This is a genomic window from Vibrio sp. YT-17, assembly GCF_033337375.1.
GTDB classification, from domain to species: Bacteria; Pseudomonadota; Gammaproteobacteria; order Enterobacterales; family Vibrionaceae; genus Vibrio; species Vibrio alginolyticus.
In genome coordinates this window covers 162758-185677 of sequence record NZ_JAWOQP010000005.1, presented here as the reverse complement: position 1 = coordinate 185677, position 22920 = coordinate 162758, and the positions used below count along the sequence as shown (strand labels likewise).

24 protein-coding genes are annotated in these 22920 nt (G+C 44.8%); 15 read left to right on the top strand and 9 right to left on the bottom strand.

Going from position 1 to position 22920, the window contains the following annotated elements:
* The first annotated feature begins 128 nt into the window (after positions 1 to 128).
* Together R7F67_RS07385 and R7F67_RS07380 are read left to right on the top strand one after the other, a co-directional pair.
* Positions 129 to 1646 (top strand): phospholipase D family protein, encoded by a 1518-nt coding sequence (locus tag R7F67_RS07385; protein ID WP_054576161.1) that lies wholly within the window; start codon positions 129 to 131, stop codon positions 1644 to 1646.
* 92 nt (positions 1647 to 1738) lie between these two features.
* Positions 1739 to 2326, top strand: coding sequence for a class I SAM-dependent methyltransferase (locus tag R7F67_RS07380; RefSeq protein WP_005373885.1), 588 nt, complete (start codon positions 1739 to 1741; stop codon positions 2324 to 2326).
* Between the two features lie 54 nt (positions 2327 to 2380).
* Here R7F67_RS07380 and R7F67_RS07375 read toward each other — a convergent pair whose 3' ends face one another.
* A complete protein-coding gene (locus tag R7F67_RS07375) occupies positions 2381 to 2851 on the bottom strand; it encodes an ASCH domain-containing protein (RefSeq protein ID WP_213886188.1) in 471 nt (156 codons plus the stop codon).
* 200 nt (positions 2852 to 3051) lie between these two features.
* Here R7F67_RS07375 and R7F67_RS07370 point away from each other — a divergent pair, with 200 nt between their 5' ends.
* Complete coding sequence (locus tag R7F67_RS07370; RefSeq protein ID WP_005373890.1) at positions 3052 to 3897, top strand: tetratricopeptide repeat protein; 846 nt, start codon at positions 3052 to 3054, stop codon at positions 3895 to 3897.
* Between the two features lie 13 nt (positions 3898 to 3910).
* Positions 3911 to 4306, top strand: coding sequence for a DUF2391 family protein (locus R7F67_RS07365; protein ID WP_005373896.1), 396 nt, complete (start codon positions 3911 to 3913; stop codon positions 4304 to 4306).
* 9 nt (positions 4307 to 4315) lie between these two features.
* Here R7F67_RS07365 and soxR read toward each other — a convergent pair whose 3' ends face one another.
* Positions 4316 to 4750: a redox-sensitive transcriptional activator SoxR gene (gene soxR / locus R7F67_RS07360; RefSeq protein ID WP_213876835.1), complete on the bottom strand. Its 435-nt coding sequence runs from the start codon at positions 4748 to 4750 to the stop codon at positions 4316 to 4318.
* A gap of 201 nt (positions 4751 to 4951) precedes the next feature.
* On the opposite strand from soxR, the gene R7F67_RS07355 reads away from it, so the two are divergent.
* The 5 genes from R7F67_RS07355 (at position 4952) to fusA (ending at position 11663) form a co-directional block, all read left to right on the top strand.
* Positions 4952 to 6160, top strand: a complete 1209-nt coding sequence (locus R7F67_RS07355) for an MFS transporter (protein WP_062731075.1) — start codon at positions 4952 to 4954, stop codon at positions 6158 to 6160.
* 154 nt (positions 6161 to 6314) lie between these two features.
* The gene (locus R7F67_RS07350) at positions 6315 to 7196 is read left to right on the top strand and encodes a LysR family transcriptional regulator (protein ID WP_213867566.1); all 882 of its coding nucleotides are present in this window, start codon (positions 6315 to 6317) and stop codon (positions 7194 to 7196) included.
* 101 nt (positions 7197 to 7297) lie between these two features.
* A complete protein-coding gene (dgcN, locus tag R7F67_RS07345; protein ID WP_222716472.1) occupies positions 7298 to 8302 on the top strand; it encodes an N-acetyltransferase DgcN in 1005 nt (334 codons plus the stop codon).
* Positions 8303 to 8352: 50 nt separating this feature from the next.
* Positions 8353 to 9345, top strand: a complete 993-nt coding sequence (gene dgcA / locus R7F67_RS07340; RefSeq protein ID WP_222716443.1) for an N-acetyl-D-Glu racemase DgcA — start codon at positions 8353 to 8355, stop codon at positions 9343 to 9345.
* Between the two features lie 293 nt (positions 9346 to 9638).
* Entirely contained in the window at positions 9639 to 11663 is a 2025-nt protein-coding gene (gene fusA, locus R7F67_RS07335; RefSeq protein ID WP_025768000.1) for an elongation factor G, read from the top strand.
* A gap of 75 nt (positions 11664 to 11738) precedes the next feature.
* Here fusA and R7F67_RS07330 read toward each other — a convergent pair whose 3' ends face one another.
* Positions 11739 to 11933 carry a hypothetical protein gene (locus R7F67_RS07330; protein WP_005373920.1) on the bottom strand — a complete coding sequence of 65 codons (195 nt, stop codon included), beginning with the start codon at positions 11931 to 11933 and terminating at the stop codon, positions 11739 to 11741.
* A 187-nt stretch (positions 11934 to 12120) separates the two neighbouring features.
* On the opposite strand from R7F67_RS07330, the gene R7F67_RS07325 reads away from it, so the two are divergent.
* A complete protein-coding gene (locus R7F67_RS07325) occupies positions 12121 to 12933 on the top strand; it encodes an aminoglycoside phosphotransferase family protein (protein WP_318057128.1) in 813 nt (270 codons plus the stop codon).
* On the opposite strand, the gene nqrM is transcribed toward R7F67_RS07325, so the two are convergent.
* Genes nqrM through R7F67_RS07310 form a run of 3 tightly spaced genes read right to left on the bottom strand, consistent with a single transcriptional unit; the run spans position 12911 to position 13915 of the window.
* Positions 12911 to 13120, bottom strand: coding sequence for a (Na+)-NQR maturation NqrM (gene nqrM, locus R7F67_RS07320; protein WP_005373922.1), 210 nt, complete (start codon positions 13118 to 13120; stop codon positions 12911 to 12913). The genes R7F67_RS07325 and nqrM overlap by 23 nt on opposite strands.
* A gap of 1 nt (position 13121) precedes the next feature.
* The gene (locus R7F67_RS07315) at positions 13122 to 13628 is read right to left on the bottom strand and encodes a NifB/NifX family molybdenum-iron cluster-binding protein (RefSeq protein ID WP_005373923.1); all 507 of its coding nucleotides are present in this window, start codon (positions 13626 to 13628) and stop codon (positions 13122 to 13124) included.
* Positions 13625 to 13915, bottom strand: a complete 291-nt coding sequence (locus R7F67_RS07310) for a DUF134 domain-containing protein (RefSeq protein ID WP_005373924.1) — start codon at positions 13913 to 13915, stop codon at positions 13625 to 13627. The genes R7F67_RS07315 and R7F67_RS07310 overlap by 4 nt, the downstream gene beginning before the upstream one ends.
* Positions 13916 to 14415: 500 nt before the next feature.
* Here R7F67_RS07310 and R7F67_RS07305 point away from each other — a divergent pair, with 500 nt between their 5' ends.
* The 4 genes from R7F67_RS07305 to ompV all read left to right on the top strand — a co-directional run bounded on the left by R7F67_RS07305 (position 14416) and on the right by ompV (position 18337).
* The gene (locus tag R7F67_RS07305; protein ID WP_005373926.1) at positions 14416 to 15315 is read left to right on the top strand and encodes an ABC transporter permease; all 900 of its coding nucleotides are present in this window, start codon (positions 14416 to 14418) and stop codon (positions 15313 to 15315) included.
* Positions 15308 to 16537 carry a glycine betaine/L-proline ABC transporter ATP-binding protein gene (locus R7F67_RS07300; RefSeq protein WP_258454540.1) on the top strand — a complete coding sequence of 410 codons (1230 nt, stop codon included), beginning with the start codon at positions 15308 to 15310 and terminating at the stop codon, positions 16535 to 16537. Before R7F67_RS07305 ends, R7F67_RS07300 begins: the two co-directional genes overlap by 8 nt.
* 267 nt (positions 16538 to 16804) lie before the next feature.
* Positions 16805 to 17338 carry a copper resistance protein NlpE gene (locus R7F67_RS07295; protein ID WP_005373930.1) on the top strand — a complete coding sequence of 178 codons (534 nt, stop codon included), beginning with the start codon at positions 16805 to 16807 and terminating at the stop codon, positions 17336 to 17338.
* A 222-nt stretch (positions 17339 to 17560) separates the two neighbouring features.
* On the top strand, positions 17561 to 18337 hold the full coding sequence (gene ompV, locus R7F67_RS07290; protein ID WP_017635134.1) for an outer membrane protein OmpV: 777 nt from the start codon (positions 17561 to 17563) through the stop codon (positions 18335 to 18337).
* A gap of 75 nt (positions 18338 to 18412) precedes the next feature.
* On the opposite strand, the gene R7F67_RS07285 is transcribed toward ompV, so the two are convergent.
* The 3 genes from R7F67_RS07285 to R7F67_RS07275 form a co-directional block, all read right to left on the bottom strand.
* Positions 18413 to 20080: an ABC transporter substrate-binding protein gene (locus tag R7F67_RS07285; protein ID WP_017819787.1), complete on the bottom strand. Its 1668-nt coding sequence runs from the start codon at positions 20078 to 20080 to the stop codon at positions 18413 to 18415.
* 160 nt (positions 20081 to 20240) lie between these two features.
* Positions 20241 to 20855, bottom strand: coding sequence for an outer membrane beta-barrel protein (locus R7F67_RS07280; protein WP_005373936.1), 615 nt, complete (start codon positions 20853 to 20855; stop codon positions 20241 to 20243).
* Between the two features lie 180 nt (positions 20856 to 21035).
* The gene (locus tag R7F67_RS07275) at positions 21036 to 21920 is read right to left on the bottom strand and encodes a LysR family transcriptional regulator (protein ID WP_005387224.1); all 885 of its coding nucleotides are present in this window, start codon (positions 21918 to 21920) and stop codon (positions 21036 to 21038) included.
* A gap of 92 nt (positions 21921 to 22012) precedes the next feature.
* On the opposite strand from R7F67_RS07275, the gene R7F67_RS07270 reads away from it, so the two are divergent.
* A complete protein-coding gene (locus R7F67_RS07270; RefSeq protein WP_318057127.1) occupies positions 22013 to 22894 on the top strand; it encodes a DMT family transporter in 882 nt (293 codons plus the stop codon).
* The last annotated feature ends 26 nt before the right edge of the window (positions 22895 to 22920 follow it).

Here is a 22920-nt window from a genome sequence, read left to right as displayed (position 1 = left end):
ACTTAGTTCAGGCTCTATGGCAATTCATCGATTAATCGCTCGTTATCAAACGGTTCTGGGTGCATGTGGCGTCAGCTTAAGTCTATAATTTGGAGTAGGTAACACTCTGTAAGACAAGGAAATGTGCTTTGTTACAAACGCTCGCCAAGTTGCTCTTCCCCTCGCTGCTCACTATTTTATCGGCATGCTCATCCGTATCGTTGAATGACGCCAGTGAAAAGTCCACCAGCTTTCAGCTCGGTTATCAAAAGGATTCTGTTCTTGCGCAGTACTTTGAAGCTTACGGGAGAGACCCCAAGTCCATAACTGGCTTTGCACCGTTAAATCAGGGACACGATGCCCTTCTTGCTCGAACCTCTTTGATCGAGTCCGCCCAGAAAAGCCTTGACCTTCAATACTATATTTACCGTGGTGACGAAACGAGTCAGCTAATAACGTGGCGCTTGTATGAAGCGGCAAAGCGTGGTGTTCGAGTAAGACTGTTGCTTGACGATATGCAAAAGCGAAACGACGATGTGATGGCAGCCCTCAATGCACATCCTAATATAGAAATCCGCTTATTTAACCCGCATCAGTATCGCGACTCCCGTTGGTTCGCTCTTGCTAGCGATTTTGAACGCCTTAATCGTCGTATGCACAATAAGTCTCTGATTGCAGACAGTGTTTCCGCCATTGTCGGAGGTAGAAATATCGGCAATGAATACTTCTCTTTTGAATCGCAAGTTGAGTTTGGTGATTTTGATCTTCTGCTCTATGGTGAGGCGGTACAACAAACTGCCGATCAGTTCGACCTCTACTGGAATAGCGCCTATTCGATACCAATGGAATGGATTACACCGAATTCACAGCAAATTACCGACCAAGCGATTCAAAAGCAGGTCAATAAACTCCGGTTAGAGGAAAAGTTTTCAACCGGCCGCTATGACTTCACTCAACTGGATATGTACCAAGATCTAAAACAAGGCAAACTCAAGCTCTACTGGGGAGAAGCGAAAGTATGGTTTGACCTGCCCGATAAAGTCGCGACCCGAGAGAGCCAACTTATTGATAATTTAACGGAACTGGTTAAAAGTGTTGAGGATTCATTTGTGCTCATTTCTCCCTATTTCGTTCCAACTGAAGCAGGTACTCAAGCATTAAGTAACGCGGCCAAGCGAGGCGTTGATATCACGATTGTGACCAATAGCCTCGCGTCTAACGATGTGTTTGCCGTGCATGGTTGGTACGCAAAATATCGAAAAGATCTACTCGAAGCTGGAATCAAGCTTTGGGAAGTAAAAGCGAGCGCGAAACTCAAAAGTAAGTGGAGCCTCACGGGGAGTAGCAGAGCAAGTTTACACGCTAAAGCAATGACAATTGATAACAAAACACTTTTCGTTGGTTCGATGAACTGGGACCCACGTTCGGCCGCTTTGAATACCGAAATGGCCGTTGTTATCGAACAGCCAGAATATGTGCAAATGTTTCTAGAACAACTGCCAAATCAACTGTCGAGTAACGCCTACGCCTTAACTCTGCGCGACGGGGACATTGTCTGGACCGACGTAAAAACAGGCGAAGAATACGACTCCGAACCAGAAGCAGGAGTATGGCGAAAAATGGGCGCTTGGTTCTCCGGAATATTACCGATTGAAGATCAGCTATAACAGCTGCCAATACTGCAAACCTCCCCAGTCAAGCAAAACAAAATGGACGCTAGTTTTGGGGCTGGGGGGCACAACCAACATAAGGAAGCTCAATGCCAGCGCAATGGAATGAATACTATCAGAAAATTTTAAGCCAACCTCACCGCCCAAGCGTGGAAAATGCCGTAAATCGACTTAAGATAGAAGGCAAAGTCGCTCTTGATATTGGCTGCGGAATAGGTCGAGACAGCCACTTTCTCCTCGAAAAGGGATTTAAGGTTCACGCATGTGATAGCAATGAAGATGCAGTAAAAACTTGTTTAACACGCTTTGAAGGTAACAAACGATTTTCGGTTTCGCAGTGCTGTTTTACTGAGTTTAATTATCCTCAGTGCAGCTTGGTTATCGCAAATGCCAGTTTGTTCTTTTGCCCTGACAAAGGCTTCAAACAAGTCTGGACAAAAATAGACAGCGCATTACAACCGAGCGGTATCTTCTGCGGCGATTTCTTGGGAGTGAAAGACTCGTGGGTTACCTCCGAAATGCATCCAAACATTACCGCATTAACAAAAAAGGAAGTGGAAAGCTTATTCGAGGGTTACGACCTCATTTCATTGCATGAAAGAGATGAAGACGGGACCACTGTAGTAGGAAGCCAAAAACATTGGCATATGTTTAGTGTGACCGCTCGAAAGCGCTAAAAATGGTCTCTCAATAAAGAAAGCAGCACTTCAAATCAGTGCTGCTATCAGAGATTAATTGACGGGATACACCACTTCAAAACGCTCTAAAACCAGCGTACGTTTCTCATGCCAATCGATGTTCAACTCATCGCATTCAGCTTTAAAAAATGCAGTATGAGAATCACGCCACCAGTTTAAGGTTCTATCACCTTCGCTTTCTGCGAAGGCAAACTCTGCGGTTACATCCTCATATTTGCATGTACTTACGTCAGTAATTCGTATCACGCAAACCGGGTCCCCATCCCAATTCGTCACTACTTGTAAATGACCGACTTGGGGCATGGTTTCACCATGTTCTCGATACCAAAGCTCCAAACTGCACGATGCAGTTTTCTGTCCAATACGAACCAAATCTGCGCATACATTCGCGTTGTATTCATCGGCACAATAATAGTCAGCACTGACTGATGGTACAGCTTCCCTTTGTTCTGGTGATAATAATTCTAGGAATTGTTCTAAGTAATCCTTAGCTCGCGCGTCCATGCTCACTCCATTAATCATAAATTCGCAAGGAGGATAAAAGATATCACAACAAATAACCACCAGGAACAAGCTGAAAAACAACAAGAATATGACTTCTACGTAGACGACTGTTATTTCTTTTGTAATAACTTTGCTAAACGTTTGTGCTATTTGCTATTGTTGCATGGTCTATCTGTACTCTTCTCGTGAAAGGACGTTATATGCGCTTATTTATTGGTATTTTTTTCTCGCTGATACTTGCCTTGCCAACAATGGCATCGGAGGAAAAGTATTCAGAATCGGATCTGTTAGATAGACCATTAATGGAACGCTATATTTTAGATGAACTAAAAGCGCTGCGTCAGGACTATCAAAGCCTAGAAAAGCGAATGATCACAGAGATCACCGATCGCGAGCTAACGGTCGCAGATAAATCGTTGAACTATGCCAACGTGACCGTTACATACTTCTTCTACATCATTGCTGGTGTCGCATCGCTGATTGCCTTTGTCGGATGGCAATCTCTGCGTGAGTTTAAACACAACACCAAAGAGATGGCTGATAAACGATTGGAGAAGATCGCCCAAGAATACGAGAAAAAGTTTGTCGCCCTTGAGCGAGATTTAAAACGCAAAACTCGCATTATCAGTGAAAACAACAAAGAAATTGAGAAAATCAACGAGATCCATAACTTATGGCTACGTGCACAAAGCTCTCAAACTCCAGAGCAACGTATCGAAATCTATGATGAAATCTTGTTAATTCGTCCAGGTGATTTAGAAGCGTTGACGTACAAAGCCGACGCAGCGATGGAAATCAACGAATACCATTGGGCACTTAGCATTTGTAACCGCGTACTTGAAGTCGATTACACCAACGGCCCTGCACTGTATCAACGCGCGTGTGCATACTCTCGCCTTGGTATCGAAGAGCAAGCTATTGAAGACTTGGAACGCGCAATTGAATACAGCCCATCCATTCGTGATTTACTTGCCGAAGAACGAGACCTCGAATTGCTGCACGGTAATGAGCGTTTTGAAAAGCTCTTACATCTAGCAAGCGAATAATGGAATAAACAGCATGAGCAGCCACTTTAATCTAGAAGACGCTAGCCAAGTATTGGTTGGCGCTTTTGCCCTAGCAGTCCCGATCTCATTTTCGGAGGAAGCGTGGCGATTGGGTGAGAGCCTACCAATGGCAAACTTGCTCATGCTGTTAAGTCTTTCTGTCATTTTCCTCAGTTTTTTCGCGTATCAAAGCGTGTTTCAAAGCCACATCAAGAATCGCGTATCCATCTTTATTTTTCGTGTGGTTATCGCGTACCTCATTGCGGCCGTTGTGGTAGCGTTAGTTCTTTTCTGTCTTGATAAGCTGCCACTCATGAATGAGCCTTTGGTTGCGATAAAACGCGTTATCGTCATCACAATGCCTGCTTCGATGGGCGCGATCGTAGTCGACAGTTTCGACAAAGAATAGAGATAATCGCTACTCTTCATCTAACGTTAAGTTCGACCCCGAGTGGTCTTTCCCTAATACATCTTCTGGGTTTCGCAGTGCGCAGGTTTCTAACGACAAGCACCCGCAGCCAATGCATCCTCCTAAATCGTTTTGCAACGCTTTAAGTTTTTGAATCTTATGTTCTAACTGTTCATGCCAATGGCTTGCCATTTCTTCCCATTGCGCTTTGTTAGGGGCTTGGTGTTTCGGCAGTTCATCTAACGCATGTTTAATTTCTTCTAACGACAACCCAACTTGCTGCGCTGCTTTGATCACCGCAACACGGCGCAACACACTGCGATGGTAGCGACGCTGATTACCTTGATTTCTCCAGCTCGAAATCAGTCCTTTTTGCTCGTAAAAATGTAGGGCAGATACTTTCACTCCAGAACGTTTTGCCACTTCTCCTACGCTGATTTCCATCCTTGACTCCCTGTATATCAATTTTGTTAAAAAAACGCTTTACCTCAAGTTTACTTGAGGTTTTAAAGTTGCACCATCTTAATTAACGCTAAACCCCGGCGAGCTCAAGATAATGTGTTCAGCGCGAACGACTTGGTTGTTAAACACAAGACAGTTGGACATCAACCTTTTGAAATACATCGGGAGTTAGAGGCAAACATAATGAAAAATAAAACTCAGCCGTACTTAGCTGGCCGCTTCTTCGACAGTATCTCCTCTGGCTTATTCATGATGGCGCTGCCATGGGTCATGCTTTCCGAACCTAACATGGGTACATTCGTCGCTTTAGTTTCTCTGAGCTGCACCGCGATTTCTTTTCTAGCAACGCCTTTCTTTTCCACTTTAATTGACCGACATTCACGCAAAGTACTACTCGTGCTCAATCAATGGATTCAATCGGGTATGGCTTTGGTGGTGTTCATTGCTTATTGGTTAGGGTTTGAGTCACACTGGTTGCTGGCTTTTGCGCAACTGGTGTATTGGGTTTCGAGTAATTTTGCATGGACGACCAACAACGCCTTCACCCAAGAAAATTATCAGCACCATGAGTATGCGAAAATTTCGGGTCAGCAAGAAATTGTAATGCAATCCACAACCCTCGGAGCTGGCGCGTTGGGTATTGTTTTGCTTGAAATGTGGGGTATGAAAGAGTTTGCTTTGTTTGCGGCCAGCGCCTCTGCATTAGCAGCGATGTTCTATATTCTGACGCCTTATACCCAACAATTAAGGGCGTCAAAATCCGTTGCTTTCATCGCGCAACTCAAAGAGAGCAAACAAATATTCCGTCTCGAACCCCGATTTTATGGCTTTATTCTGCTCTCTTGCCTCTCTTATCCTGCATTGACGTATTTGAGCAAACTGGTGCCGATTTGGTTTTCTGAACAAGGCATCTCTGGCGATTGGTTTGCAGGGTTCAACATCAGTTTTGGCCTCGGCTCGTTGCTAACCGGCTTTATTGTCACCAAAGTGCTAAGCCGTGCCTCCCATAGCCACATTATGTTCGCTTCGATGGTTATGGTCTCTTTTGCGCTTATCGGGATGAGTTTTGCGATGAGCCCGCTGACCATCTTATTGTTTACGGCGCTGTTTGGCGTATTTAACGCGCTAAATCGCATTGCGAGAGTCAACTGGATGCATCACACCGTAGCGGTTCATCAACGAGGTCGCGTCGATGGCGGCATCAGCATGTTTGCCACCACCATTCAATCTCTCAGTTACGTCCTGATTGCAATATTGAGTCATTACGAACTAACACAATACGGTTTTGCAATCGCAGCCGCTGTCATGGTATTGGCAGTGATTTTGATGGGATTACTCAGCCGAGACGTCGAGCCGTTTAACGACCTGCCCCTTCATGCAGCAGCAAAGTGAAGCATAGAAATTGAGAAGTTGAGAAATTGAAAAAGCGAGATAGGAAGGCAACCAACATCGTCTTCCTATTTTTTACGCTAGCACTTTTGCCTCTATCGCTTATCAGCAAGGTTGGGTATTCTGAGGTGACCAACATAAGCAGAGGGAAATCGCAGTGAACTTAAGGCAATTAGAAGTCTTTTACGCCATTATGCAAGCAGGAACGGTGTCAGGCGCGGCTCGCTTACTGCACGTTTCCCAACCTAATGTCACTCGAGTTCTCGCCCATACAGAACAACAACTGAGCTTCGCTTTATTTGAGCGTGTAAAGGGCCGTCTCGTTCCAACTCAAGAAGCCAAAGCCTTATTGCCAGAGGCTGAAAAAGTCTATCAACAACTCGGACAATTTCGCTCTCTGACCAACAAAGTCAAACAGGGAACTCAACATTTACGAGTTGGTGCTCCGCCTGTTTTGGCCGCACACTTGTTAGCGCCGACTGTCGCGTTGCTGTCGAAAGAACACGGCATCTCCTTTGAGCTCTCAACGGCTAATCGCGATGAGCTGTGCTCAGGTTTACTGAAACATGAATTGGATGTCGCCATTGCGTTCGGTGAAGAAACGCCACCAGCGATCATGGGGCACGTGTTATTGAAAGAAAACTTAGCACTGATCGCTCCTAAAAGCGCAGCGATACCCACAGAAAAAACCGTCACTTTAGAAGAACTCATCAGTCACGATTTACCCATTATCGGTTTAGATAGCCGAGACCCTCTGGGCTTGCTGTTACATCAAACCTTGTCAGCGCGTGACGAGCATTATCAACATGCCATTACCGTCCGCAGCTACTCCGCGGCGGCTGAACTGGTGAAAAACGAAGCAGGATTCGCGATTGTAGACCCTTGGACTGCAAAACAATATCGCCAAGATAATGCCGTTTCCGTGCATGCTTTGGAGCCAAATATGTCCTTCTCTGTCTCTATTTTATTCGCAGAGCACACACCTCAATCCATTGCGACAAAGCAATTTATCACCGCCCTAAAACAACAGATGGTTTAAAGGTATAACCTGAAGTTATACCTGCCTAACAAATAAGCATTCGGTTTCCTAAATCAGTCTGGCTACATTAATGAGCAATAACGATGACGAAGGGAACCATCATGCAAATTGCTCAACCTTACCTACTCTTTCTTGGCGACGTAACCGATCCACTCGCAGCAAAAACCGCGCGTGGCATATATCAATGGCGACCTGAGATTTGTCTTGGCCAAATCCGCCTGACGCCAGAAACCGTATCGCTTGGTTTAACCGACATGACACTACAAAAAGCGCAGCAGCAAGGAGCAAAAACGCTGGTGCTTGGCACGGCAAATCCAGGAGGCGTCATTCCCGAAGCTTGGCAAGCAACCTTACTTGAAGCGGCAGAGATGGGATTTGAAATTGCATCGGGCATGCACCAACGTTTGGCGGAATTTGCTCCTCTTGCCGATCTAGAACAACGTGGATTAACCAAACTGTATGATGTTCGCCATTATGATGCCCCGCTCAAGGTCGGCAATGGCAAAGCTCGCGCAGGCAAGCGAGTACTTACTGTAGGAACAGATTGCTCCGTTGGCAAAATGTACTCTGCCCTCGCCATTGAGCACACATTAAAGCGTAAAAACTGTCGCGCAGAGTTCAAAGCAACGGGTCAAACTGGAATTCTCATCGCAGGCAGTGGCATTTCAATTGATGCCGTAGTTGCCGATTTTATCTCCGGCGCAGTAGAAACGATCAGCCCTGAGTTCACCGATCACGATTGGGACATCATCGAAGGGCAAGGTTCGTTATTTAACCCTTCGTTTGCTGGCGTAAGTTTGGGCTTACTTCACGGCGCACAAGCTGACGCTCTGATACTGTGCCATGAGATTGGTCGCCCGCACATCCGCAACTTACCACATGCGAGCTTGCCAACTATTGAACAAACGATAGAAGCGAATCTGGCCGCTGCTCGCCTAACAAATCCAAACGCTCAATTAGTGGGTATTTGCTTAAACACTTCGGCGCTCAGCGAAGAAGATGCAGCCCAGTTATGCCAGGATTGGAGCGACAAATACCAAGTGCCCGTCACCGACCCTGTACGTTTTGGCGTTGATGCGGTTGCAGATAGGCTCCTTACGATTTAAGAAACATTTACGGTTTAGAAAATAACTGTGGTTTAGGGAAAACTAGTGAGATGAAAATTCATGTAGAACCTGTCACGCTTGCCATGGCGACACCATTTCGCATCTCTCGCGGCAGTCGGACAGAGTGCCACGTAGTCCGCGTGACAATTGAACATCGAGGCATGATCGCCCAAGGTGAATGCACGCCATACCCTCGTTATGGTGAATCGGTTGAATCGGTGATTAAGGCGATTTCTCACGCCGCGCATGAGCTGCAAAGTTTGTATGCCAAAGGCGAAGCTGATGTCATGGTTCTCAAAAGCCAGCTTCAATCGTTATTACCCGCAGGGGCGGCAAGAAATGCATTGGATTGCGCCCTTTGGCATCTTCACGCGCTTTTGAGCCAAAAGCAGCAGGTTCACGACCTCTTTACGTTACCCGAGGCGATTGTGACGGCGATGACGGTTTCTATCGACAAGCCGCAAGCGATGGCAAAACAGGCACAAGCTTACCTTAGCCAAGGCGCAAAACTGCTTAAGGTAAAACTGGATGGTGAAAACGTGATTGAGCGCGTTGCAGCAGTACGCGATGCCGCGCCGCACGCACAAATTGTCTTAGATGCGAATGAAGCGTGGCAAAACCTCGACCTCGCGACGGTATTTGCTCAACTCGAACCGTTTAATATCACCATGATCGAGCAACCGTTGCCACAAGACTGCGACGACGTACTCGCCAGCATTCCGCACCCCATTCCACTTTGCGCCGATGAAAGTTGTCACACCAGAGAGCAATTGCATCAGTTGGTTGGCAAATATGAAATGGTGAACATTAAGCTAGATAAAACTGGCGGGCTCACTGAAGCACTATTATTATCCGACGACGCCCAAAAACTCGGTTTTAGCCTCATGTCCGGTTGTATGTTGGGGACGTCGCTTGCGATGCGTGCTGCCTTACCCATTGCTGCTCAGGCAAGCGTTGTCGATCTTGATGGCCCGGTGCTGCTCGGACAAGATGTAACGCCAAGCTTGGTTTATTGCGACGGCGAAATCGTTCTTTCCAAATAGCCTAAACAATCCAGAGGTTTTGCTCCAAAAGTCAGAACCTCTGAGTTTATGATCTCGATTAAAAAACAATCAGCCCCATCATGAAATAAGTCACATAAATTATATGGTTATTGATGCATGCTAAGATTCCAGTAGTCCAAGAAGGTGGTCTTATGCATCGAGTCATCCGGAAAATGACGTGGAAAACGAATAGGCGGTAATCCCGCCCTACTCCAATGCAGTGCGTGGGTTTCTATAACAACCCACTTCCTAGCAATTCGTAGGTTTTTCACGCCATCTTGCAAGGAGGCTTTATGCCTATCAATAAAATACGCAATATCGCTTTTGTCGGTCAAACCGGGACCGGTAAAACCACACTGATAGAAAAACTGCTCTTCACCTGCGATGCCACCCACCATTTAGGCAGCGTAGAAAAAGGCGATACTGTTACCGACTTCGACCCTCAATCCATCCAATATCAACACAGTATTGAAGCAACGCCAGTCGCACTGCGCTGGAATAAACACCGGCTCAATATCATCGACACTCCGGGACAAAACGAGTTACTTGGCCGTACTATCAGCGTTTTTCCTGCCGTTGAAACATCCGCCCTTGTCATCGACCCTCAAACACCACTTAACCAAACTTCCGATCGCTTATTCACCTTTGCAAAAGAGCAGCAAAAATGTCAGATGATCATCATCAATAAGCTCGATAACCACGGTAGTCAGTTAGAAAGATTGATGGAGAACATCGTTGAGCATTTTGGTGACCACTGCTTGCCGATCAACTTACCTTCGGCTGACGGGGAATCTGTAGTTGACTGCTATTTCGAACCAGAATTGGGACGAGAAACCTTACTTGCAACGGTAGATGAAGCTCATGAGACCTTAATTGACCAAGTCATCGAAGTCGATGAAGAACTGATGGAACTGTATCTGGAACAAGGCTCCGAACTCACCGCAGAGCAACTGCATGATCCGTTTGAAGAAGCACTGAGAACTGGACATGTGATTCCGGTCTGTTTTGTCTCAGCACAAACCGGCGCGGGCGTCGAGTTGCTGCTGCGCACCTTGGCGGAGATCATGCCCATGCCAAACGAGGGTAACCCTCCTCTACTGGAAAAGAACGGCAAAAAAATCAAAGTAAATTGCGAAACCTTAGAGCACACCGTCGCACACGTGTACAAAGTCAGCGTCGACCCATATATGGGAAAACTTGCCTACTTACGTGTGTATCAGGGTGAAATCAATGCGGGCAGCCAGCTTTATATTGGCGAAAGCAACAAGGCATTTAAAGTTGGGCACTTATATCAACTGCAGGGCAAAGATAGAACCGAGATCCCTCGCGCGCTTGCAGGCGACTTCTGCGTTTTAGCCAAAGTGGATGATCTCGAATTCGATTCAATCGTTCATGACTCTCACGAAGAAGATGGTGTTCAACTCAAAACGTTGGACCTTCCTGACTCCATGTATTCTTTGTGCTTGAAGCCTCTTAAGCGTGGAGATGAGCAAAAATTAGGAGATGTGCTGAATAAAATTGCCAGTGAAGATCCTTCGCTGCGCATCGAACATCGCGCTCGCACCAACGAAACCATCATCAGCGGCCAAGGGGAGTTTCACCTCAAAGTCGCATTAGAAAAGATGGCGAACGTGTACAAACTGGACGTCGAAACCTGCCAACCAAGCGTCGAATACTTTGAAACCATCACCAAACCTGCCGAAGGGCATTATCGACACAAAAAACAAAGTGGCGGTGCAGGCCAGTTTGGTGAAGTGCAATTGAAGGTTCGTCCACTCGAACGTGGTGTCGGATTTAAGTTCATCAACAAAGTGGTGGGTGGCGCCATCCCAACCGCGCTCATTCCTGCTGTAGAAAAAGGTATTTTGCAAGCGTTAGAGGAAGGCGCGATTTCTGGCAACCCAATTAAGGATGTGGAAGTCACCGTTTATGACGGTAAATATCACTCCGTCGATTCGAAAGAAATTGCGTTTGTCATCGCAGGTAAGAAAGCCTTTTTAGATGCGATTAACAACGCCGATCCTATTGTGCTGGAGCCAATTGTCCAAATGGAGTTACACGTCCCAACCACAAACGTCGGTGACGTGTCTGGGGATTTGTCAGGTAATCGAGGATTAATAGAAGGCACCGAACCGATTGATAGCCAATTCACGTTGTTGAAAGCCAAATCGCCAGTAAACGAGTTGCAAGATTACGCTCGTCGATTACGAGCTATCACGGGTGGTGAAGGCAGTTTTAGTATGACTTTAAGCCATTACGAGCCCGCGCCACCAGCAGTGCAAAAACAGGTCTGCCAAGGCAGTACACAACAAGGTTAATTCCCTAAGATTCAAATCAATCACATAAACAAAAAAGCGCCCTCATTTTGAAGGCGCTTTTAGGTAAAAGAAAAATTATTTATCGAGAGACAAACCTATCTGACTGATTTTGCTTTCAAACTCTTCGATGCTGTTCGCTTTGTAAGTCGGAGCACCGTTAAAGTAGCGCGGTTTCTCTGGCAGCATCGCATTTTTCAGCTCTTGTTCTTGATCGATATTGTCATGGTAAACCGTTACACGATTTGGAATATCCTGCTTCATTACAGCCATTTTGGTTCTCCTTTATTAAGACGAATAGTAAGCGTAGAACGAATTTATCGGAGTACAGGCGAGACTGTGTAAAATTTAGACACTCACAGCAAAATCATATTTAAACAGTTGCATTTAATATTTTTGAGGCACTTTGTCGTGGCTATTGGCAAACGTGAGTGCAGCGATTAAGGTGAGCTCTCTCTACATGAAGACAGGAAGTCCGGTGTCGCAACAAGAATTCAACCAAATGGGCAGTGCCAAAGTTTTTCTCATCGAAAAAGATGGCGTCCAAGTAATAGAAAAACGTAACCCTACTCAAATAGAAGTGGCGTTTTATCAACGCTATGCCGAACAGTTTAACGCGCTTGGAATACACGTACCGCGCTTGATTCAATTCGACGACCAGAAAAACGTTCTGCACATTGAATACGTTCCCCACGCAGTCGAGCAAGCATTCTTACTTGAAGATGATCGAGTCATTGAACAACTCGTCAAACTGCACCAACTTCCACCAACATCAGATGGTGTTTATCACCGCCACCAGTGGACACCACAAGCGACTCAACAAGCACTCGCTACACTTGAACTGGGCTCAGAGACAGAGCAGTTCTTCCACAACCTCCAACAACGATCGGCGCATCTTTTCGATGGACAGAACTTGATCTCCGGAGACTCGAATGCTGGAAACTGGGGACAGCGCGAAAATGGCGAGCTGGTGCTGTTCGACTGGGAGCGCTTTTCTACAGGGCATGTCGCGATAGATTTAGCGCCGCTCATCGAGGGCATGGGCACATTTGATGATTACTTGAACGTAGCAGACAAATATATAAAGTGCGCAGAGAGAGGTGAAACAACAGAATTGGCGCGCGATATCGGACTAGCAAAAGCGTGGATCGTTGTCGAGGTAGTCAACATACTGGTCTCCAGAGAGAATCCGCAGACCAGCAAATATTTGGACTGGTTTCGGCAAACCTTGCCGCAATGGGCCAAAAGCCTTAGTGCTCAGGTGATGAGTTAGGCTCTGAGATTTGATATAAACGCCTTTCAGGTTCTGCGCATGAGGTTTCGCAGTTGCATACTTTATCAACACCGACGTTGTTTAAACCGCCGCAACTTCCTTGAATACGCTTGTTATGAAAAATGACGCCAAGTGACATCAACAAAATGATTGCGAGAAAACCAAGAAAGGTAAATAACCAAACCATATTAACCTGCCTTATTAGCCATCGACTCTAGCTTAAGTATAGCAGGGCTAGATGTTGCTTTGAGTAGCGCTTTAGGTCTTGCCAACAAGGAGGTTTTTGATTTTTGGCCACCACAACCACAGGAGCCGCAGCCGCCTTTTTGTTTGTGAACACTTTTCTTATGATTGTTTGATGGGCGTCCTTGAGAGGGCTCAATCAAAGGCTCTCTTGGAACCGCAAGCACATCTTCCAATGAACTACGAGTAGACAGCCTAAATACTGGCGTGCCACTGCTAAGTAGCTTTGCCAATACACGTTCACCAATATTTCGCACAAGAACAGCATCCACATTGTACCCTTGTAGAGACTGAATCAACTGAGACTTCGCATTACAACCCGCTTGTGGCATAGAAGCAATGTTCGCTAAGTTTTTTAGCATACCGTCAGTATCAGAATAAATAGCGATGTATGGTGCTTTTACAAAGTGGTTTGCCACCCGCTCACCATCATTAGGAATAGCATAAATCATAAGTTTGACTCCTCATTCGGAAAAACTAATGCATGACCTTCAACTAAACTTTTTGCGACTTTCAATCTTGCACTTTTTACTGTGTTACCAAAAGTTTGTCTAGAAACGCCCATCTGCTCCGCAGCTTGCTGCTGGCTAAGCCCCTCTAAGTCGGCTAAACGTAGCGCTTCTAACTCTTCTGGTAATATGGCGACTTGCTCCAACTGATTAAATGGAATGCCATTGGGCTTAAAGCAGTGGTGAGCCGCACGTCCGCATATTCGTCTTTCTATCTTTGGTCTTGCCATCATTGTCCCTCAAAAACACAGAGTCAAATTACGCCTTAAACTGGCATATGCCAATAACATTTTTAGCATATGCCAATAAACTAAGTTTGCAAAAATCAACACGACAAATACGTAATACATCAGCATTAATTAGACATCTAATAATTTAGAAATTTCGATGACAAACGAGCAAAAAGATCAATTCTAATTAACCGGATAATAAAAACGTTAGTTTGCGCAGATTTTTCATACAAATACACGCTAATGTGTTCATTTTATTGAAGAAGAAAAACTATAATCCAAGCAAATCATTAGTTTGAACACTAATGATTGTTTTATTTTAAAGGATGTATACCTAAGGAACGAAAAAGAGAAGTTTGACGATATTCGCCTGAGCTTAAAGAGTAATACGTTCGATAAAGAACCTGTCGAACGACCATTACTTGGCCTAGGTGCCCTACTCTTCTTGCCAAATTAAGTTTCTTGAAAGCGCTTAGGTATATCAGAAAAAGGAAGTACATATGTCTGACTCAAATTGGCTCAGCGAATTCCCGGAAATGGATGCCTCTGATCTCAGGGCGATTCGCAAAACACTCGACGGCGCCTACAGAGATTTCTCTCGCGAGTATGGTGAACTCATTGAGTCTCTGTTTGATCCGCTCCTGGCGTTTCTTGTCTGGTTTGAAAAACTTCTGATTTCTACACCTTGGTTCATTATTTTAGGTGTCTGCACCACTCTCGTTTATGCCGCTAGCCGCTCTTGGAAACTGGCCGCTGCATGTTTTGGTTCGCTGATTCTGATTGGCTATTTTGGAATGTGGGAAGATACTATGCGCACGCTCAGTATCATCACTGTATGTACTATGCTTGCCATCGCACTTGGTATCCCTATCGGCATCGCTATGGCGCGCTCTAATCGCATTCAGTCGGTGGTAACACCATTACTCGACGTCATGCAAACCATGCCGGCATTTGTGTATCTCATTCCAGTTGTGATGTTATTGGGCATCGGGAAAATTCCTGGCCTTATCGCAGTAGTGATCTACGCGATTCCACCGGTTATTCGTTTAACCAATTTGGGCATTCGTCTAGTTGATAAAGAAGTATTGGAAGCCGCAACCGCATTTGGTGCCAGCACTCGGCAACGGCTTTTTGGGGTTCAGCTTCCGCTTGCAATGCCAACCATCATGGCGGGAATTAACCAAACGATCATGATGGCACTGTCAATGGTGGTCATCGCATCAATGATTGGGGTAAAAGGTTTAGGTCAGCCTGTTCTAAAGTCTATTACCAATCAATATTTCACTCTTGGTCTTCTCAATGGTTTAGCAATTGTCGCCCTAGCAATCCTTTTTGATCGTGCTTCACAAGCGTATGCGAAACGCACTCAAGCTCATTTAGGAGACTCAAAACATGACTAGTCCACTTATCGAAATCAGCGGTCTGTATAAAATCTTCGGCCCCAAGCCCAATAGCGTGATTGAGCGCGTTAAGTTGGGACATAGTAAAGAGCAGGTTTTAACGGAAACGGGCCACACGGTCGGACTAAAAGACATCAACCTGCAAATTCAAAAGGGTGAAATTTTTGTCATTATGGGATTATCCGGTTCTGGAAAATCCACCATGATTCGCCACTTCAACCGATTAATCGATCCAACCATGGGGCAGATTTTGGTAGAAGGGGTGGATGTCATGCAACTTTCGAACAAAGAGCTTGAACAGTTTCGCCGTCACAAGATGTCTATGGTGTTCCAGCGCTTTGGTTTGCTGCCTCATCGCACTGTTATCGACAACATCGCATATGGTTTGGAAGTTCAGGGAATGAATAAAGAGGCGCGCTTAGAAAAAGCAAATGAATGGTTAGAAACCGTTGGACTGACGGGTTATAAGCACCAGTATCCTGCTCAACTATCGGGTGGACAGCAACAGCGTGTGGGCCTTGCACGGGCACTGGCTACCGACGCCGAAATACTGTTGATGGACGAGGCTTTTTCAGCATTGGACCCTCTGATTCGGAGCGAAATGCAAGATCAGCTGGTAGAGCTGCAACAGAAGCTGCACAAAACCATTATTTTCATTACTCATGATTTAGATGAAGCGCTTCGACTTGGCGATCGCATCGCGATTCTTAAAGACGGTGAACTTGTCCAACAAGGTTCACCAGACGAAATTTTACTGCATCCTGCCAATGAGTACGTTGAAGCCTTTGTAAAAGACGTCAATAGAGCGCGAGCACTGACAGTCGAAACGCTGATGCAGCCACCTTCGTACTGTGTTCGCGCTGAAACCATTGAAGATGCACTAAGTGAAATGAAACGTGTTAAACGTGATTATGCCTACCATGAGACCAATGCAGGCTATCAAGGCGTGATAACACAGCAAGGATTGCTAAACGCAGCGAAGTTAACTCATATATCAGATTGGCGTGATGATATCTATGAAGAGGTGCCTATCATCTCTCCACATTTAGCCATTGAGCAAGTGCTGACTGAAGTCATGTCGTGTGAACATTCACTGCCCGTCATCGATGAGCACGGCCATTTGAAAGGCGAATTAAATCGTCAGGTTATTGCGGAGCTGTTTTCTGATCAACGAAGCACAAAACGAGGCACTTCACGCTCAAGCTTCAATAACGTTTCTTAGATGATGTTGATAATACAGCTCACAACAATGTGGGCTGTTATCAATTAACTCACTCCCACTCCCACTCCCCTTTTTAGATATTTATCTGTGGGCTCAAGCTTGATACCCAAAGCAACATTTACATTGTTCTGATTTTCCTGACAATTTCATGCTCATATCCGGTTTTATTGACATAATTAGATCATTCTATTGCTTTTTGATGACGCAAATCCTCGATAAATGTCTACTATTACTCTCATACAAAATCTTGATTTAAAGAGGGATAAAATGAAAAAGACAATGTTGGCACTAACAGGCGCGGTAATCATTCTTGCAGGCTGTCAAGATGAGAAACCTGCCGAAACAAGCGCAGTTGAAGTACCTCAGGCAACGGAAACTGAAGTCACCACCAGTGCAGACGTTACGACTGAGACAATTGACACGTTACCAGTAGAAGAAGAACAGGTAATTACTGAAGAGACATTTGTAGACTCTGAACACAACGCACAAAGTGCTCTGGACTGGAACGGCACCTACAAAGGAACACTACCTTGCGCGGATTGTGCTGGTATCGATATGACCATCACACTAAATCAAGATGGCACTTACGTACTTGAAGAAAGCTACCAAGACAAAGAAGACGGTCAATCAAAATCTGAAGGTCAATTCACTTGGGACGCAAATGGCAGCATCGTAACGTTGACAAATGAAGATGCACCAAACCAATACTTTGTTGGTGAAAACGTACTTATGAAGCTAGACATGAATGGCGAAAAAGTAACGGGTGACCTAGCACCACTATACAACTTAACGAAACAGTAAGAAGTTAGTATCAATACCTGATAAATACCCCAAATCCGAGCCACCCCAGCTCGGATTTTTTCGCTGTTTTAACGAAAGCTATTCCAGCAACCTTTCTATTCTGAAGCAACATTCTGCTTCTTACCCTGATTGTTCATTACATTTCCATACGCTTTGCCGATAGATGCTTACAACGTCATTTTGTACAGCGTTCAAAACAAAACAGAACAACTCGGAAAAATGATGAAAAAAACATTAATTGCACTACTTACTCTGACAGCTGCTGGCTCAGCTTTCGCTGGCGATACTTACATTCGTAACGGTAACATCTACAACAACGAAGGCGGTTGGAACGTAGAAGCTGGTGTGGCTCAAGGCAGCGATCTTTTCAAAGATCAAAAGCATAATACAGCACCAATTCTCAACGGTGGTTACCATGGTGACGACTTTAATGCCGACCTAAGTGGCATTAACTACCGCTTCTTCGGTAACACCAATGAGTTAATCAACATGAGTGCCTACCTTGTAGGTAGTGGTGTAATGCGCGACGGTGATACAGCGAAAAGCCTGAAAGGCACAGATAAACGCCGTTTCGCCGTCGATCTAGGTTTAAACGCAGACTTTACACTGGATCAAAACAACGTCATTTCTACGTACCTTCAGCACGATATCAGTGGTGCTTACAAAGGTTACTTAGCGGGCGCGACTTACTTCCACATCATGAAATTCGGTAGTGTTGATTTTGTTCCTTTTGCTAACCTAACTTATCAAAGTGAAGACTACGTAGATTACTACTTTGGTGTAAAACAACGCGAAGCAAACGCAAACCGCAAAGCATACAAAGGTGATTCAACGGTAAGCTATGGTGTGGGCTACAAACTTGTTATGCCAATCAACGACAACTGGCAAGTAAGCCAAATGACACAATACACGCGCCTAGGCAGCGGTATCAGCGACTCTTCTATCGTTGATAGCGCAAACCAATGGGTTGTTGGCGCAAGTGTGTCGTACAACTTCTAATCCGATACGCCCTTATAAAGCCATCATTTCGATGGCTTTATGCGTTGGACATTTGCATAATCTTGAACACCGACTCTAGTGTGAATGAGCAATCCATAACCTATGTAAATCGCTATAGCCTGTATTCTTCACCTGCACACCTCGCACTTGCTGTGTTTTTGTCACTTCTTCGTAGCCAACAAACAAAGGCAAATATAGGTACTGATCGCGCAGCGCTTTCTCTAGGTTTAATAAAGACTGTAGCGAGTGATCATCTGCCATCGCCCTGCGAACCTTTTCTCTATGGCTTAACATCTGGCTTTGATCAAAACTAAAACGCAGTCCAGTTGCTATCGACAGCCATTCGAAGATGCCATATTCAAATGGTGCTTCCATGACTTCCTCAATGAAGAGCAAATCTGCTTGGTGAGACACTACCTCAGGAAAACTAATGTCATCAATAACAATGATCTCTAACTCTAATCCCGTTGCACGAATCACACTGTGCAACCATTCGGAATGACGAATTAAACTCGGAATCGTCCAGACAGGTTCAGCTAATACCACTTTACCTTTCAGTTTAGGTATCACAACACCATCTGTTATTGATAAATCTTGCTCGTGAGTCTCTAACTGAATGCTGTCAACGGCACTTGGCGCATCATAAATTCGCTTTTGCACATGGATGTAATCAGCGAGTTGATACCAAGTTTCTTTTGTGAGTTGGGATTCCGCGCGTTCGCGGTAGGTCACATATGAAAATGCGCTAATTTTTTCCACTTCAACGTGATCGGAGCTTTGGTTAAAGCTCAACATATTTAAGGTTTTAACATCACCATGAGACAGCGTTATTTGATCTAACAATGCGCGTGCTGAAAAATACTCTTTGTGCGCTTCAAGAGTCATACTCTCCTGGTTCCAGCCGCTGATTTTAAATGGCCCAGTCCCTATGTGGTAGGAATAACTAGAACCGAAAGAGACGACATCTCGACACAGAATAGACGCATGAGGAGTTGCTAGCATGTATGGAAACAACTTGTTCGGATGCTTCAATATGATTTTTAAGCAGTTAGATGTTTCTGCAACCACGCTATCAATGCATTGCCAGAGCTCGTGAACTGGTCCTTTTATCTCCCTAAGTCTTTCTATACTCCAAACCACATCCTGTATGTTAAGGGGTTCGCCATCATGGCGATATATGCCTGGCCGCAACCATAACGTCATTACCTTGCCTTCCATTTTCCATTCGTGTGCTAACGATGGCTCGATACCACCATTGGAATTTTGGGTCAGCAATACGTCATAAACGCTTTTCGCGACGTGTAATTCAGTGTGACGGTAAGTATTCGCAGGGTCGATTTTGGATACCCAAGGGTAAGAAGAAATCAAAATAGCGTTATTTGATTCATTCAATCGATTCACTTTTTCAGATGCGATAGTTAGTGCTCTAACCGCGGTTTGACCGAACCAATCAATAAGTTTCGTTATTGAGTTCATTCTTCCTCTGCCAAGCTCCTCAACCAAAAACTCGGTCATCGCTTGTTGGAGGGAAATATTAATACTGAGACGGCTAGCGTTACTTCGGCCAATCGCAGGTTGCCAATCGACCCAATCGTAAGTGGCAAGCTTTTTCATCACAATAGAAACATTGCGCCTCGACGTGCAAATCACCGCTTCTAGCTCAGAAAGCGTAACAAGGTGATACTGGTGAGGTTCAAAGTGCTTTAACAGTAGATCCAGATACCTAAGATTGACATCGTTCACAAAGATTCCTAAGAGTTATTCCAAAGCAAAAAAATAGCACAGGACGCTTAGCAACTAAACTTCCTGTGCTATATCTAAACAAATTCAAAGCTTGGACTCAGCTCGACCAACAGAAGTCAAAAACGTTTACTAAGCCAAGAGGTAACTTGAATAAGTATTCTTAGAAACGGTAGCTCATACCTACAGAGAACACATTGATGTCTGCATCAACCGTTACTTTTTCATTGCCAAATTTCGCAATGTCTAGCTCAGGCATCATGTATTCCCATTCAACTTGTAGAGCAAAGTTTTCAGTAATAGCGAACTCTGCGCCTAAACCGTACATGCCTGTTACAGTGCTGTCAGAAATGGTGGTATGGCCTGCGCTACCGTCAATCACAGAGTTGCTAATTTTGAATTCAGCATTGAAGTAAGAAAGACCAGCTTTAGCAAAAAGGTTGAAACGATCGCCAATCGGTAGAGTCGCTTTTGGCTGAATCGATAGATACTTCATGTCACCAACAGTAACAACTTTGCCGTCTAAAGCATCGTAGCCACCAATGGCTGCTTCTAGAGAAATGTATTCGTTGAATTTGTAACCACCGAATACTTTGCCTGAAAGGCTTGAGTCATCTTCAAGTTTAAGTTTAGTGCTAGCGTTAGTACCACCACCATTGATAGAGCCATTAACATCACCAAACGATGCTTGACCTACAGATGCACCAACGTAAGGAGCTGCGTTTGCAACAGAACATGTTGCTAGAAGGGCTGTCATTAGCCATGTTTTTTTAAACATTGTATTTCACTGCCTGTTAATTATTGAGGTTGTGTTTTGCCCATCCTTAAGCATGCCATGCTGTCCATTTCACTTGGTTTCAAAACCAAGTGGATGTTAATGAATAAAAACTCAATAAAACATGAAATATTTAGACACAACTTTGCCACTTTCTTTCTTAATTTTGACAATTTAGTCATTTCACAAGCATTGCTGCTTCAACCAGTTAGTGAGCTTGATGATTTCCGCTTGCTTGGCTCGACTCTTTTTATGAATAAAATAAAAGCTGTCTCCGGTTTCCAATCCATGAGAAGGGATGTACACCAAATCGTGCGCTTTATCTCTTTCATTGAGCATAAAATCATTCGCAAATGCGATGCCTTGGTCATAACGCGCCGCCTCTATTGCCAACAACATATGACTAAAATGTTGAACATCGACATCTTTCGGCAAGGTGTAACCGCCCGCTCTGCACCACTCAGCCCAGTCTTTTCCTCTCTCACGATAAATTGAGTCTGTCGACAAAATAGGGTATCGCCAAAGCGCTTCTGGAATCGGTTGATCTTGCAACTCTTTCCAAATTTTATGGCTGCAGACCGGATACAGCGTCTCCGCGTATAACTTTACCGACATGTAGTTTCGCTTTGGCTTTTCTACCGTGATGAAACAATCGCCAACGCTGTCTGTCTGTTCAGGATCACCAACGACCATATTGAGTGTCAGATCGATTTCTGGATGTAAGCGCTTAAAATCAGACAAACGCGGAATAAGCCACTTTACGGCAAGCGAGCTATAAATCGCCAACCGTATGCTGCCTTTGTCCCCTTCTCGCACCTTTTGGCTGGCCATCGCAATTGAGCTAATTGCTGGGCTAATATCCTCTAAATAGCGGGTGCCCGTATCGGACAAAGAGAGCTTTCTGCCTTGACGGATAAATAATGATTCACCCAAATAATCTTCTAATAATCGTATCTGGTGGCTAACGGCACTTTGCGTCACATTGAGTTCTTCAGCAGCAAGCGAAAAGCTAGAGTTTCTGGCAACAGATTCAAAACAGTGAACCGCTCTGAGTGGTGGCAATTTCATTATCTAAAAATCTCATACTTAAACTAATAAATATCACTTCACTTCATCCTATGACATCCCCTACTCTTTGGCAAAGAAAGAGGAGAGGAAAAGTGAAAGTTACATCGGTCGGAGCAGCGATGCTGCTATTAATTGTTGGAAATCTCATTGCGGTGCTTTCGGACTCTTTAATTAAAAGTGTCGGAAATGAAGTGCCTATTTTTCAATTTGTCTTTTTCCGACAAATTTCAGCGGTGCTTTTCCTGCTGCCAGTCTACTTGCTAACAAAAAATGCGCCTTTTCTTGAAGGGTTTAAGTGGCATGCTGTTCGCGCTCACGTATGGTTACTTGGTGCAATATTCATGGTTTTGGCGATCTCATCTTTACCGCTCGCAACTGCGAACGCGATCTTTTACGCCGCGCCATTGATCATGTTGCCGCTTGCAGCAATCTTTTTTGGAGAACAGTTGTCTAAGCAATCGGTCGCCGCAGCGATAATGGGCTTTGCCGGTGTATTGGTCATCATTCGTCCAGACCAAATCGATTGGGCAGCGATTTCAGCTTTAGTTGTTGCAATTACTTTAGCAATCAATAACTTGCTCATTCGAAAACTGCCAAAAAATCAGTCTGTGATGCAAACGTTATTGATGACAAACTTGGCAGGTATTCCAGTAGCCTTCTTGCTTGTTCTGATCGAAGCAGAACCTTGGGACTGGAGTGCTTTCCCTGTTGCTGCTGGCTCAAGTTTGTTCATCATGATTTATGCAGCAACATGTGTCATCGCTTACCGCTCGATCGATAGCAACAAAATTGCTAGCGCTGAATACAGTGGCTTAATTGGTGCCGTGTTTGTGGGATTGATTTGGTTTGGAGAAGTGCCAGATATATTTATGGCAATAGGAATCATTATGATTGTTGTGCCTCTGGTTTGGCTTTCTAAACGAGAGCGTCGCAAGAAAAAGTTGCAAGAGCAACAAGAAGCGCACGTTACTTAAAGTTGTGCTCTAGCCCAAAGACTAAA